11 protein-coding genes are annotated in these 13,123 nt (G+C 72.4%); 7 read left to right on the top strand and 4 right to left on the bottom strand.

Features of this window, described 5'->3' with window-relative positions; translation table 11 throughout:
• Window positions 1–154 precede the first annotated feature (154 nt).
• The gene (locus AB0L00_RS42585; RefSeq protein ID WP_364443464.1) at window positions 155–1,027 is read right to left on the bottom strand and encodes a helix-turn-helix transcriptional regulator; all 873 of its coding nucleotides are present in this window, start codon (window positions 1,025–1,027) and stop codon (window positions 155–157) included.
• A gap of 205 nt (window positions 1,028–1,232) precedes the next feature.
• On the opposite strand from AB0L00_RS42585, the gene AB0L00_RS42580 reads away from it, so the two are divergent.
• On the top strand, window positions 1,233–2,084 hold the full coding sequence (locus AB0L00_RS42580) for an oxidoreductase (protein WP_364443462.1): 852 nt from the start codon (window positions 1,233–1,235) through the stop codon (window positions 2,082–2,084).
• A gap of 151 nt (window positions 2,085–2,235) precedes the next feature.
• Here AB0L00_RS42580 and larC read toward each other — a convergent pair whose 3' ends face one another.
• Together larC and larB are read right to left on the bottom strand one after the other, a co-directional pair.
• Window positions 2,236–3,465 (bottom strand): nickel pincer cofactor biosynthesis protein LarC, encoded by a 1,230-nt coding sequence (gene larC, locus AB0L00_RS42575; protein WP_364443461.1) that lies wholly within the window; start codon window positions 3,463–3,465, stop codon window positions 2,236–2,238.
• 169 nt (window positions 3,466–3,634) lie between these two features.
• On the bottom strand, window positions 3,635–4,327 hold the full coding sequence (gene larB, locus AB0L00_RS42570) for a nickel pincer cofactor biosynthesis protein LarB (RefSeq protein WP_364443460.1): 693 nt from the start codon (window positions 4,325–4,327) through the stop codon (window positions 3,635–3,637).
• Window positions 4,328–4,354: 27 nt separating this feature from the next.
• Between larB and larE the strand changes: the two genes are divergently transcribed.
• The 6 genes from larE (at window position 4,355) to AB0L00_RS42540 (ending at window position 12,246) form a co-directional block, all read left to right on the top strand.
• Window positions 4,355–5,182 carry an ATP-dependent sacrificial sulfur transferase LarE gene (gene larE, locus AB0L00_RS42565; protein ID WP_364443458.1) on the top strand — a complete coding sequence of 276 codons (828 nt, stop codon included), beginning with the start codon at window positions 4,355–4,357 and terminating at the stop codon, window positions 5,180–5,182.
• A 369-nt stretch (window positions 5,183–5,551) separates the two neighbouring features.
• Window positions 5,552–7,837, top strand: coding sequence for an HAD-IB family hydrolase (locus AB0L00_RS42560; RefSeq protein WP_364443456.1), 2,286 nt, complete (start codon window positions 5,552–5,554; stop codon window positions 7,835–7,837).
• Window positions 7,834–9,030 carry a zinc-binding dehydrogenase gene (locus tag AB0L00_RS42555; protein ID WP_364443454.1) on the top strand — a complete coding sequence of 399 codons (1,197 nt, stop codon included), beginning with the start codon at window positions 7,834–7,836 and terminating at the stop codon, window positions 9,028–9,030. Before AB0L00_RS42560 ends, AB0L00_RS42555 begins: the two co-directional genes overlap by 4 nt.
• Window positions 9,031–9,094: 64 nt before the next feature.
• Window positions 9,095–10,672, top strand: a complete 1,578-nt coding sequence (locus AB0L00_RS42550) for a lactate racemase domain-containing protein (RefSeq protein WP_364443453.1) — start codon at window positions 9,095–9,097, stop codon at window positions 10,670–10,672.
• On the top strand, window positions 10,669–11,622 hold the full coding sequence (locus AB0L00_RS42545; RefSeq protein WP_364443451.1) for a lysophospholipid acyltransferase family protein: 954 nt from the start codon (window positions 10,669–10,671) through the stop codon (window positions 11,620–11,622). Before AB0L00_RS42550 ends, AB0L00_RS42545 begins: the two co-directional genes overlap by 4 nt.
• A gap of 123 nt (window positions 11,623–11,745) precedes the next feature.
• The gene (locus tag AB0L00_RS42540; protein ID WP_364443449.1) at window positions 11,746–12,246 is read left to right on the top strand and encodes a hypothetical protein; all 501 of its coding nucleotides are present in this window, start codon (window positions 11,746–11,748) and stop codon (window positions 12,244–12,246) included.
• A gap of 19 nt (window positions 12,247–12,265) precedes the next feature.
• On the opposite strand, the gene AB0L00_RS42535 is transcribed toward AB0L00_RS42540, so the two are convergent.
• On the bottom strand, window positions 12,266–12,961 hold the full coding sequence (locus tag AB0L00_RS42535) for a hypothetical protein (protein WP_364443448.1): 696 nt from the start codon (window positions 12,959–12,961) through the stop codon (window positions 12,266–12,268).
• Window positions 12,962–13,123 lie beyond the last annotated feature (162 nt).

Genomic DNA, 13,123 nt, shown 5'->3' with positions numbered 1-13,123 from the left:
TCAATGTGACAGAGGTCGGCAAAGCGGACAGATCGCCGTCTCGCCGATCGGGCAGCGGCGAACGCTGGCTTGCGTTCCAACCTCTGACTACGTATTGAGAGTTGCCGCGCGGCACGAATGGGCAGGTCACCGCTCCTCGCGGACCGGCGGGCGTCTAATGATCTGCGTGCCGCCCGTGCGAGGTCTCGGGCTCCCGTATCCACGCGGCCAGTAGCCGAAGCGTCTGTTCGGAGCTGGAGCCTGCCTCGGCGGTGTAGACACTCAGCCGCTGGTCCGGGTCGGCGGGCAGGGTGAGGGACTCGTAATTGAGGGTGAGCGGGCCGACGATCGGGTGGTGGAAGTGTTTGCTGCCATGCGTGTGCCGATACACGTTCTGGTCGGCCCACCAGCGGCGGAAGTCCTCATCCGTGATCGAGAGTTCGCCGACGAGTTCGGCCAGCAGTGGATCGTCGGGATGGCGTCCGGCGTAGAGCCGGAGCGAGGCGACGATGTCCTGGGCGTGGGTGTCCCAGTGGGTGTACAGCGAGCGGGCGGTCTCGTCGCAGAACATGAACCGCACCAGGTTCCGCTCGCGGTGCGGCAGCGCGTCGAAGTCGGTGAGCAGCGCACGTGCCATCTGGTTGGACGCGAGTACGTCCAGTCGCCGGCCCAGCACAAGGGCGGGGGTGTGCTCGAGTATCCGGAGCAGGTCACGCAGCCCCGGGCGGACCGGCTGCGGGCGCGTCGCCGTGCGGCGGGGCCTGCCTGCGGCGGGCTTGGCGAGCTGGAACAGATGGGTGCGTTCGACGGGATCGAGGCGTAGCGCGCGGGAGATGGCGTCCAGCACGGTCTCGGAGACGTTCAGTCGGCGTCCGCGTTCCAGGCGTACGTAGTAGTCGACGCTCACGCCCGCCAGTTGCGCGATCTCTTCGCGGCGCAGTCCTGGCACCCGCCGAGAGCCGCCGTCGTCGGACAGGCCCGCCTGACGCGGGGTGATCCGTGCCCGCCGAGAGCGGAGGAACTCACCGAGAGCCGTGTTGCGGTCCATGCCGTTCACGATAGGGCCCAAGATCGACCCGACGGCTCCCGAAAGGGGGACTGGCAGTCCTCCGGTCCGGCTGTCCCCGGGGCGAGGCGGACCCCCCGGAAGTCGATCAGCAGCCGATTCCGGTGCTGAAGTGGAACCTGTCGAGACCGACCGGGGCCTGACCGCCCCGGTCGGCCTCTGTTCGCATCGCACGAAGGGAACTCCTGTGTCGGACACCAAGACATTCCTGATCACCGGCGTCAGCACCGGCCTGGGCCGCGCACTCGCGCGCGCGGCGTTGGCCGCGGGCCACCGGGTGGTGGGCACGGTGCGCACGCCCGCCGACGCACGGGCCTTTGAGGCGCTCGCCGGCGACGCGCACGCCCGCATCCTGGACGTGACCGACCATGACGCGGTGGACACGGTCGTGGACGAGACCGAGCGCGCCCTGGGCCCGGTCGACGTCCTCGTCGCCAACGCCGGGTACGGCCATGATGGCCTCTTCGAGGAGTCGTCGATGGATGACCTTCGCCGTCAGTTCGAGGTGAACGTCTACGGAACCGTGGCGGTGATCAAGGCCGTGCTGCCGCACATGCGGGAGCGCCGTTCGGGCCACATCATCGCCGTCACCTCGATGGGCGGGCTGATCACCATGCCGGGCCTCAGCTTCTACCACGGCAGCAAGTTCGCGGTGGAGGGCATCCTCGAAACGCTCGGCAAGGAGGTCGCCGATTTCGGCATCCATGTCACCGCCGTCGAGCCGGGCAGTTTCCGGACCGACTGGGCCGGTCGCTCGATGATCCGCGCACCCCGTGTGATCGCCGACTACGACGAGCTGTTCGAGCCGCTGCGCGCCCGGCGCGTCCACGGCAGCGGGCACCAGCCGGGCGACCCGGACAAGGCCGCGGCCGCGGTGCTGCGAATCGTGGCGGCCGACCAGCCGCCGACGCGCCTGCTGCTCGGCACTGACGCGCTTCGGCTCGTCCAGGCCGGACGCGACGCCTTCGAGCGCGAGATGCTGGCATGGGCCGAACTGTCGGCCTCCACCGACTTCGACGACGTCAGCCAGTCCGCCTAACGTCATTCGCTGCCGGGCCCCCAGGGCGGGGCCTCGACGGCGGCCGTCATCACCAAGCCGGCCCGCTCTTGGTCCACCACAGCCAGACTTGCTCCTAGCCGTTCACGCCACCCAGCGCCTCCTGGTAACCAGGTGAAGGTCGAACCTCAAGCTAGGGCGTGTCTGACGAATCCCGTTCGAAGCGAGCGGCGTCCAGGTCGCGGGCGGCGGCGCGGGCCTCGGCGAGCACCTCCCGTACGGGGCGGCCGGTGCGCTCGGCGGCGGCGCGGACGTCGTCGTACTCCGGCTGGGCGGTCACGACCTCACCGTCCAGCAGGCCGCGTTTCACCCCGACCGTCACTCCCCCGGCCACCGGCACCGTGACCTGGTCGCGGCGCAGGAAGCGACGCTCCACCGGTGAGACGCGGACGCCGAGGCTGGTCGTCTCCGCGAAGATCACGCGGCACACCGCGTCGAGCCGGTCCGGGTCCACGAGGACGCTCAGCACCTGACCGGGCCGGCCCTTGCGCATGAGCGCGGGGGTGCACCACGCGTCGGCCGCTCCGGCGGCGCGCAGCGCCTCCAGCACGTCGGGCCAGAGCCGGGGGTCCAGGTCGTCGACGGTCGTGTCGACCCGGCGCATCTCCGCGGCCGACCACCCGGAGGCGTCGGCGGCCTCCCCGATCAGCACGCGCAGGACGTTCGGGTGACCCTCGGGGTCGGCACGGCCGGCGCCGGTGCCGGTCGCGCGCGGCACGCAGTCCGGGGCCGGGCCCCAGTCGGTGGCCAGCGTGGCGAGCAGCGCGGCGCCGGTCGGGGTGCACAGCTCCATCGCGGCCGAGTGCGCGCGCATCGGCGCGCCGGCCTCGGTGAGCAGCTCCAGGACGGCAGGCACCGGGACGGGCAGCGGGCCGTGCGCGGCGCGGACGACCCCGGAGCCCGCCGCGACCGGCGACACGACGCGGACGGCGGAGCCGAGCAGCCCGAGGTCGTGCAGGGCCAGCGCGCAGCCGGTGACGTCGGCGATCGCGTCGAGCGCGCCGACCTCGTGGAAGTGGATCTCCGCGAGGGTCACGCCGTGCACCCGCGCCTCGGCGCGGGCGAGCCGTTCGAACACGGCGAGCGCGAACGCCCTCGCCTCGTCCGGGAGCGCGGCGGCGGCCAGGATCGCGGTGACGTCGGCGAGGTTCCGGGAGACGTCGCTGCGGGGCGCCCGTACGTCGGCGTGCACGGCGCGCAGCCCGTGCCGGCGCACCTGGCTCACGGCCACGTCGATGGGCTCGACGGCGAGACCGCGCAGGCCGGTGCGCACGGCCTCCAGGTCGGCGCCGGCGTCGATCAGGGCGGCGAGCAGCATGTCACCGGCCGCGCCGTTGCCCGCATCCACCCACAGCGTCTTCATCAGTGCCCCCGTCCCGCCTCGCGCCGCACGACGACCCGCCGGCTCACCCGGCTGACCGCGCTCACCCGGCTGACCGCGCTCACCCGGCAGGCCGCGCTGACCTGGCTTGCCGCACTCACCTGGCTCGCCATACTCACCCGGCTTGCCATACTCACCCGGCTTGCCGGGGTCACCGGCGCGCCTGCGCGGTGCGACGGGCGATGCGGGCGGCGGCGACCCCGGCACCGAAGCCGTTGTCGACATTGACCGAGACGATCCCGGGCGCGCAGCTGTTGACCGTGGCCAGCCAGGCCGTGACGCCCTCGAGGTTCCAGCCGTAGCCCACGCTCGTCGGCACGGCGATCAGCGGTACGCCCACGAGCCCGCCGAGCACCGATGGCAGGGCCGCCTCCATGCCCGCCACCGCGACGACCACGTCGGCCTCGGCGATCCGGTCGCGCTGGGCGAGCAGCCGGTGCAGGCCCGCCACGCCGACGTCCACGATCTCATCGGGCTCGGCGCCGAAGACCCGCACGGTGGTCGCGCACTCGCGCACGACGGGCAGGTCGGAGGTGCCCGCGGCGACGACGGCCACGGTGCCCCGCGTCTCGGCGGTGCCCAGCACCGCCGTGCGGCCCACGGGGTCGACATCGGCGCCCGGCAGCCGCTCCGCGCACGCCGCGACCGCCTCGTCCGAGAGCCGTGTGGCGAGCACGGCGCGGTCCGGGTGCGCCTCGTGCAGCGCGCGGAGCGCGGCGACGATCTGGTCGGGCGTCTTGCCCTGACCGAACACCACCTCCGGGTCGCCGGTCCGGGCGGCGCGGTCGACGTCGAGCCGCGCGAAGCCGAGATCGGCGACGCCGTCCGGCTGAGATACCGTCATCTCTGTTCCTCAACGGATCGGGGTTGCATGGTGGACGTCGTTGTCCTCTCCGACTCACTGCTGACCGAGATGGCAGGCTACGGCAGAACGCTCGTGGCGTTCTCCGGCGGCGTGGACTCCAGTGTCGTACTCGCGGCGGCGGCGCGCGCGCTCGGCCCCGAGCAGGTCGCGGCGGTCACGGCCGTGTCGCCCTCGCTGCCGGCCGCCGAACTCGAGGCGGCCCGGCGGTTGTGCGCGGACCTGGGCGTGACGCATCACACGCCCGCCACCTCCGAACTGGAGGTGCCCGGATACCGGGAGAACAGCTCGCAGCGCTGCTACTTCTGCAAGAGCGTGCTGCTCGACACCGCCAACGCCCTCGCCGACCACCTGGGCTTCGCCACCATCACGACCGGCACCAACGCCTCGGACGTGGTCGCCGGGTTCCGGCCCGGCATCCGCGCCGCCGCCGAGCGCGGCGCCCGCACGCCACTGGCCGACCTGGGCCTGGACAAGGACGCGGTGCGTGCCATCGCCCGGCACTGGGACCTGCCGGTGTGGGACAAGCCGGCCGCGGCGTGCATGGCGAGCCGCGTCGCGTACGGCGTCGAGGTCACCTCGGCGCGGCTGGCCCGGATCGAGCGGGCGGAGACGGCCGTGCGCGCGCTGTTCGGCGACGCGATCCGGGACCTGCGAGTCCGCGACCTGGGCGACGCGGTGCGCCTGGAGGTCGACCCCGACCTGGTGGACCGCGCCCGCGACGACGAGGCCGTGCACGCCGCGATCCGCGCGGCCGGGTTCACCGCCGCGCCGATCCGCGTCGAGGTGTTCCGATCCGGTTCCATGAACGACCGGCTCGCCGCCGCCGAGCGCTGACGCGCGTGCCCACGGTGACACGTGCCCATTCTCGACGCGCCTCTCGACGCGCCGCGTCCGGCCGCCCGCGTGAGACGACGCGACGGTGACATCCGCCCGGCCGCGACGCGCCGCCCGCGTGAAACGATCCGACGGTGACACGTGTCCGCCCGCGACGCGCCGCTCACGCGTGCGACACGACGGTGACGCGAACCCCTGTCCTGCTCGCCGTTCCCGGCCGCCGACACCGGGCGCCCGACGGTGAGATGTTCGAAACATGAACGACGGGTGACGCGTCCGGCCGTTCGTGGAGTGTCCATTAACCGTTAGGGTTTCCCTGTCAGATCGCGGCCGGGACGGCTCATGCCCATGATCGGAGAAGAACAGCGGATGACGCCAGACCGACCTCACGAGTTCCCGTCCCTGGGTGACTCCCACGTCCTGCTGACGGGCGCCACCGGCTTCCTCGGGCAGGCGACCCTGGAGAAGCTGCTGTCGGCGCACCCGGGCGTGCGCGTCTCGGTGCTGATCCGGCCGCGCGGCGCCACGTCCGCCCAGCGCCGCTTCGACGGCCTGCTGCGCAAGCCGGTCTTCCGCACGATGCGAGAGCGGATCGGCGAGGACGAGCTGCGCCGCATCGCGGCCGAGCGGGTCACCGTCATCGAAGGCGACCTCGGCGAGGTGACCCTCCCCTCCGACATCGACGTGGTCATCCACGGCGCGTCCACGGTGTCCTTCGACCCGCCGATCGACGAGGCGTTCCGCACGAACGTCTCCGGCGTCGTCACGCTGTACGAGGCGCTGCACAAGGCCGGCGCGGACCCGCACGTCGTGCACGTGTCCACCGCCTATGTCGCGGGCGTCCGCAAGGGCGTCGTGCCGGAGGCGCGGCTGGACCACGGCGTCGACTGGCGCACCGAGCTGGCCGAGGCGCTGGCCGCGCACGCCGACGTCGAGCGCGACTCGCGGCGGCCGGAGGTGCTGCGCAAGTCGATGGCGCGGGCGCAGGGCGAGCACCGCAAGGCCGGCCCGCAGTCGGTGGTCGCGGCGGCCGAGGACGCGCGGCAGTCGTGGGTCACCGACCGCCTCGTCGACTACGGACGGGCGCGGGCGCAGAGCCTCGGCTGGCCGGACGTATACACCTTCACCAAGGCGCTGGGCGAGCGCGCCGCCGAGGAGCTGTGGGGCGAGCGACGGCTGTCGATCGTCCGCCCGGCGATCGTGGAGAGCTCGCTGCGCCACCCGTACCCCGGCTGGATCGACGGCTACAAGATGGCCGACCCGCTGATCATCGCGTACGGGCGGGGCATCCTGCCGGAGTTCCCCGGCCTGCCCGACAGCGTGGTCGACATCATCCCGGTCGACCTGGTCGTCAACGCCACCATCGCGGTCGCGGCCACGCCGCCCGAGCGCGGCACGCCCGGCTACTTCCACGTCGGCTCCGGCTCGCGCAATCCGCTGTCCTTCCGCGGCCTGTACGAGAACGTCCGCGACTACTTCCGGCGGCACCCGATGCCGGCCGGCGAGCGCGGCCACATCCGCGTTCCGCAGTGGCGGTTCCCGGGCAGCCGTCAGGTCGAGATGATGCTGAGCGGCAGCGAGCGGGCCACCTCCGCGGCCGAGCGCGCGCTGCTGCGGCTCCCCTCGTCGGCCAAGACCCGCGAGTGGATGACCGCGGTCCACCGGCAGCAGACGAACCTCGACTTCCTGCGCCGCTACTCCGACCTGTACCAGGCCTACACGAAGGCCGAGGTCATCTACGACGACAGCCGCACGCACGCGCTGCACCGCACGGTGCCGGCCGACCGGGTCGACGAGCACGGCTTCGATCCGTCCGTCATCGACTGGGAGCACTACCTGCAGGAGGTGCACTCCCCCAGCGTCACCGAGCTGATGCGCGGCTTCTCGAAGGGGCGCGGCGGCGGCCGCAAGAGCGCCGAGCCGGTGCTGCCGGAGCGCACCGACGTCGCGGCGGTGTTCGACCTCGAGGGCACGATCATCGCGTCGAACCTTATCGAGTCCTACCTGTGGGCGCGGCTGTCGTCGATGCCGCGCTCGCAGTGGGGCGGCGAGCTCGCCGACCTCGCCCGCTCGCTGCCGCGCTACCTGCGGGCCGAGCGGCGCGACCGGGGCGACTTCGTGCGCGCGTTCCTGCGGCGCTACCAGGGCGCCGACGTCGCCGAGCTGCACGCGCTCGTGGGCGACGTGCTCGGCGAGGCGGTGCTGCAGCGGGTCATGCCGGAGGCGGTCCGCAGGATCCGGGCGCACCGCGCGGCCGGTCACAAGACCATCCTCATCACCGGCACGATCGACGTGTTCATCGAGCCGCTGTCGACGTTGTTCGACGAGGTCGTCGCCAGCCGGATGCACGAGCGCGACGGCGTGCTGACGGGATACCTCGACGCGCCGCCGCTGGTGGACGAGGCGCGGGCCGCGTGGCTGCGCCGCCACGCCGCCGACACCGGGATCGACCTGTCCCAGTCGTACGCCTACGCGGACAGCTACTCCGACCGGCCGCTGCTCGAGGCCGTGGGCAACCCGAACGCGGTCAACCCCGACCCTTCGCTGTACCGCCATGCCAAGCGCAAGCACTGGCGCATCCAAGAATGGGGCGCCCATACCCGTGGACGGGGCGACGTGCTGATCGACACCGTGGGAGCGAGGTCCGCCCGATGATCCTCGCGCTCGAGTACCACCGTTCACCGGGCCGGTTCGTCGCCGCACGCGGCCTGACCGCCACCCGGATGGGCAGCCGGCTCAGCGGCATGGTCGCCGGGAACGTCGCGCCGCTGCGCCTGGTCAACCGGCAGGCCCGCGAGCTGCCCGGCGACGGCTGGACGCGCGTCGCGCCGGTCCTGTCCGGCATCTGCGGCTCCGACCTGAGCCTGCTCACCGGGCACTCCTCGCCGTACCTGTCGCCGATGACGTCGATGCCGTTCGTGCCGGGCCACGAGGTGGTCGGCCGGACCATGGACGAGCTGCCCGGCATTCCGAAGGGCAGCCGCGTCGTCATCGACCCGGTGCTGTCGTGCTCCGTGCGGGGCCTGGAGCCCTGCCGCTGGTGCGCCTCCGGCCAGCAGAGCCGCTGTGACCACGTCACGGCCGGCCGCATCTCGGCGGGCATCCAGACCGGCACCTGCGCCGACACCGGAGGCGGCTGGAGCCGTCAGATGGTCGCGCACCAGAGCCAGCTGCACGTCGTGCCCGAGGACCTGCCCGACGAGCGGGCGGTGCTCGCCGAGCCGCTCGCCTGCGCGGTGCATTCGGTGCGCCGGGTGCCGATCGAGCCGAACTCCACGGCCGTGGTGGTCGGCGCCGGTACCGTCGGGCTGCTGACGCTGCTCGCCCTGCGGGAGCTGACCCAGGTCGGCGCGGTGTACGTCATCGCCAAGCACGGGCACCAGAAGGAGAAGGCCAAGGCGCTCGGCGCGACCGCCGTCATCGAGCCCCGCAAGGCCGTACGCGCGCTGCGGCGCGTCACCACCGCGCGGATGCACACGCCGGAGATGGGCGCGGACTTCCTGCTCGGCGGCGTCGACACCGTCTTCGAGTGCACCGGCGGCGCGAGCGGCCTGGACACGTCCCTGCGGCTCGCGCGGGCCGGGGGTACGGTCGTGATGTCGGGCATGCCGTCCGGCGGCGTCGACCTGACGCCGCTGTGGTTCCGCGAGCTCGAGCTGGTCGGGGCGTACTGCTCCGGCGCCGACGGGGCGGACTTCGCCGACGCGCTCCGGCTCGTCGGCTCGGCTCCGCTGGACGGCTACGTCGGTACGACCTACCCTCTCGCCCGCTGGCGGGAGGCGCTGAACCACGCGGCCGACTCCGGGCGGCTGGGAACCGTCAAAGTCGCCTTCGACCTGGCGCGGTAGGCGAATTGATGCATAAGGACCGGGAGGTAGGCCGGGTGCTGGTTGGTTTGGAAAGGAACTACGAGTGAGCAGACCAGGCTTCGTACTCGATGTGGATGAGCGGACGCCACCGCTCGTCATGCACCAGGGCGAGGGCTTCCGGCTGGAGCGGCTGCCGCTCGGGTCCAAGGTCATCTACCCGCCGGACTCCCTGCCCGGAATCCGCGACGTCGACGCCGCGATCCGGCACGCGCTGCTGAACCCGCACGGCACCGAACCGCTGCCGGAGCTGCTGCGCGCCGGCATGCGGCTCACGATCGTCTTCGACGACCTGTCGCTGCCGCTGCCCCAGATGCAGACCCCGGACGTGCGGCAGCGCATCATCGAGCAGGTCCTCGAGATGGCGGCGGCCAAGGGCGTCGACGACGTCGAGCTGATCGCGGCGAACGCGCTGCACCGCCGGATGACCCCGGCGGAGCTGCGGCGCACCGTCGGTGACCGGGTGTTCCACGCGTTCTTCCCGGAGCACCTGAAGAACCACGACGCCGAGGACCACGACAACCTCCTCCACATGGGCCAGACCCGCCATGGGGAGGACGTCGAGATCAACCGGCGCGCCGCCGAGAGCGACCTGATCGTCTACGTCAACATCACGCTGACCGCGATGAGCGGCGGCGCGAAGTCCGTGTCGGTCGGCCTGGCGAGCTACCGCAGCCTGCGGCACCACCACAACGTGCACACGCTGCGGCACTCGAACTCCTTCAACGACCCGCCGAACTCCGCGATGCACCACTCGTACGAGCGGATGAAGGGCCTGATCGACGAGCACGTCAAGGTCTTCACGATCGAGACGACGCTCAACAACGACACCTTCCCCTCCTCGATGGGCTTCCTGAACAAGCGCGAGTGGGAGTGGAACGTCCGCGACCAGGCGACCTACCTCGCGGTCAAGCGGGCCAACGAGCTGATGCCGAAGAAGACGCGGCGGCGCATCTGGCAGAACACCGCCGCGCCGTACGGCGTGACCGGCGTGCACGCCGGCCTGCAGTCCGAGGTGCACCCGCTGACGCTGCAGAACGTCCACCGGCAGCAGCTCACCGAGGTGAACGGCCAGTCCGACATCGCGATCTGGGGCCTGCCGTACATCTGCCCGTACAACGTCAACTCGGTGATGAACCCGATCCTGGTGATGTCGCTCGGGCTCGGCTACTTCTTCAACCTGTACAAGAACAAGCCGATCGTCCGGCAGGGCGGCGTGGCGATCTTCTACCACCCGGTGCCGAACGAGTTCCACCCGGTGCACCACCCGAGCTACATCGACTTCTTCGAGGAGATCCTCACCGAGAGCACCGACCCGGTGCTCCTGGAGACGAAGTACGAGGAACAGTTCGCGACGGACCCGTGGTACATCCAGCTGTACCGCAACAGCTACGCCTACCACGGCGTGCACCCGTTCTACATGTGGTACTGGGGGGCGCACGCGATGCAGCACCTCGGCGACGTCATCTTCGTGGGCGGCAACCGCAAGACGACCCAGCGGATGGGCTTCCGGGCGGCGACCACCCTCGCCGACGCGCTCGAGATGGCCAAGGACACCGTCGGCGGCAGCCCGTCGATCGCTTATCACCACGCCCCGCCGCTGGCATTGGCGGACGTGCGATGAGCATCCGCCGGGAGCTCCGCCTGCTGCGGCACGGCCGGGACTGGCGGGGGCGCTCCACGGTGCCCCGTTCGGCCGAGCCGCACGTCGTCGAGCCCGAGGAGAAGGTCTTCCCGACCGCCTGGGCTCGGACGCCGGCCGCGGTCGCGGCCCGGTCCGTGCTGCGCAAGGGGCTGCTCAAGCCGGTCGCCTGGCGGCAGATCACCCCGGTCATCGAGGGCGCCGAGTACCTCGACGGCGTGCGCGGTCCGGTGGTGTTCGTGGCGAACCACTCCAGTCACCTGGACACGCCGCTGATCCTCGGTTCGCTGCCGGAGCGGTTCGCCAACCGGGTCGCCGTCGGCGCCGCGTCGGACTACTTCTTCGACGTACGCTGGCGCGCGACGCTGACGGCGGTGTTCTTCAACGCCTTCCCCGTCGAGCGGTACGGCTCGAAGCGGCTGCGCAGCCTGGCCGTCGACCTGGTCGACGACGGCTGGAGTCTGCTGCTGTACCCGGAGGGCACCCGGTCGGAGGACGGCTGGATGAACCCCTTCAAGCTCGGCGCGGCGGTGCTGTGCGTCTCGAAGCGCATCCCGTGCGTGCCGATCGCGATCCGGGGCTCGTACGCCGCGATGCCGCGCGGCCGCAACTGGCCGCAGCCGGGCAAGCCGCGCGTCACCGTGCGCTACGGCCGTCCCCTCGTCCCCGAAGAGGGCGAGGACATCCGGGCGTTCCGCGCGCGGATGGCCAAGGCGGTCGCCGCGCTGGCCGCCGAGGAGGACCTGGGCTGGTACGACGCGCTGCGCGCCGCGGCCGACGACCGCCTCGAGGTCCCGGGCGGCTCCCAGCCGACCCGCCCCGGTGCGGTGCGCGAGGACGGCGACAAGCCGGCGGAGACCGCCGACTGGCGCCGGGTCTGGGCCTCGACCGAGCCGCTGAGCAGCCGGCGCCGCCGCGTCTGGCGCAGCTGACCCGTTGATTCCGCCGAGCCCCGGGTCCCGCCGCGACGGCCGATCCGGGGCTCGCGCTCTTTCCACGGCGAAGACCCGGTCGGCCGCCGGCATCCGCCGGGGCCGTGACGCACGGAGGCCCGTATGAGCATGCCGCCCGAGCCTCCCGAGCTGCGGCGTCTCACCGGCCGACGACGCCTCCCGTCGCCGGGGGCGGCGCTGGTGGTCCTGCTCATCTTCGTCGTTCCGCTCGCCCTGCTCACGGTCGGCTCCGTCTTCGCGGCGCGTCGGGCGGTGGACGCCTATCGCGCCACGCACGGCGGCGTCCCCGGCGTCTTCACGGTCGAGCGGAGCACCCGCCGGCCGAAGGGCGGGTACGTGACCACGGGCTCGTTCGCGTCCGGTGACGGTGCCGTGCGGCGCTCGGTGACCCTCGACGGGAACCGGCGGCATACTTTTGACCGGCGCATCCCCGCCGAGCTGTCCAGTGCCCACGCGGGCGTCGCGTATCCCGCGAAGTCTCACGCGTGGATCGGCGACGCCGTCACCACGCTGATCACGGGCGGGCTCGCGCTCGGCGGCGTCCTGCTGCCCGCCCCGATACTGATCGGCCGGATACGCCGCCGCCGGTTCCGTTCGGCCTGACCCGAGGCTCGCGCCCGGCTCACCCGATGAGCGCGCTCGCCACCGGCGGCGCCGCCTCCGCGCCCACGAGGTCCGCGCAGACGGCGCGGAGGTGTCCGGCGAAACGCTCGACCTCCCGGTCCGCTGCGGCGACCGCCTCGGTGAGCGCGTTCCGCGCGATCCGCGCGACCATCGGGGCGGATGCCGCGCCGTCCTCGACGGGTCCGCTCAGCGTCAGCACGGACCCGTCGCCGCTCACCAGCAGCCAGGGATGACCGATCCACAGCGTGGCGGGCGCCGGGTCGTCATGCCGGAGGGCCGTCCGCCATTCATCGAGGTCACCGAGGTCGCCGCAGCAGCCGGGGAGCGCGAGACACCGGCCTTCGCGGGTCTCCAGCACGTAGCCTCCGGACAGCGCCGGTACCTCCTCCAGCGCGTCCTGTCGCGTCGCCGGATCGCGGAGCCGGTCGGGCAACGCCGCGTCGTCCGGCTCGTCCGGCTCGTCCGCGAACGCCGACGCGAGAACCAGCCGGGCGAGGCCGGCTCCGCGCAGCTCGACGGCCGGGACCAGCCAGGGGTGCGCCGCCACCGGCGCGGGCAGGCCCGCCGCGACGATCCGCTCGCGGCAGTACGCGTCCCACCGCGGTTCGCCGATCGGCCCGAGATCGGCATCGTCGAGCACACCCGTGTACGCCTCGACGACCGGCACCAACCGGACATGCGGGTTGCGGAACATCGAACGAAAGTAACGCTAAGCCGCCCGACGCGGGTCTTCTTGGCGTGACTTTCCGTTCCGGCGCTGCGGCCCTGGCTGCTTGCTCGGGCGAGCGCTGACGGGGCGGCCGCCTGGCATAACGTCCGTACGCGACCACGGCCAGGCCCTCGCCGTGACCCGGCG

It is taken from the genome of Actinoallomurus sp. NPDC052308 (assembly GCF_040679195.1).
Lineage (GTDB): Bacteria > Actinomycetota > Actinomycetes > Streptosporangiales > Streptosporangiaceae > Actinoallomurus > Actinoallomurus liliacearum.
This window is presented reverse-complemented; position numbering and strand designations above follow the sequence as displayed.

Excerpts from the sequence above, each read along its gene's own strand:
- AB0L00_RS42585 (WP_364443464.1), bottom strand. The coding sequence starts at position 1,027 with ATGGACCGCAACACGGCTCTCGGTGAGTTCCTCCGCTCTCGGCGGGCA.
- larC (WP_364443461.1), bottom strand. The coding sequence starts at position 3,465 with ATGAAGACGCTGTGGGTGGATGCGGGCAACGGCGCGGCCGGTGACATG.
- larB (WP_364443460.1), bottom strand. The coding sequence starts at position 4,327 with ATGACGGTATCTCAGCCGGACGGCGTCGCCGATCTCGGCTTCGCGCGG.
- larE (WP_364443458.1), top strand. The coding sequence starts at position 4,355 with ATGGTGGACGTCGTTGTCCTCTCCGACTCACTGCTGACCGAGATGGCA.
- AB0L00_RS42560 (WP_364443456.1), top strand. The coding sequence starts at position 5,552 with ATGACGCCAGACCGACCTCACGAGTTCCCGTCCCTGGGTGACTCCCAC.
- AB0L00_RS42555 (WP_364443454.1), top strand. The coding sequence starts at position 7,834 with ATGATCCTCGCGCTCGAGTACCACCGTTCACCGGGCCGGTTCGTCGCC.
- AB0L00_RS42545 (WP_364443451.1), top strand. The coding sequence starts at position 10,669 with ATGAGCATCCGCCGGGAGCTCCGCCTGCTGCGGCACGGCCGGGACTGG.
- AB0L00_RS42540 (WP_364443449.1), top strand. The coding sequence starts at position 11,746 with ATGAGCATGCCGCCCGAGCCTCCCGAGCTGCGGCGTCTCACCGGCCGA.
- AB0L00_RS42535 (WP_364443448.1), bottom strand. The coding sequence starts at position 12,961 with ATGTTCCGCAACCCGCATGTCCGGTTGGTGCCGGTCGTCGAGGCGTAC.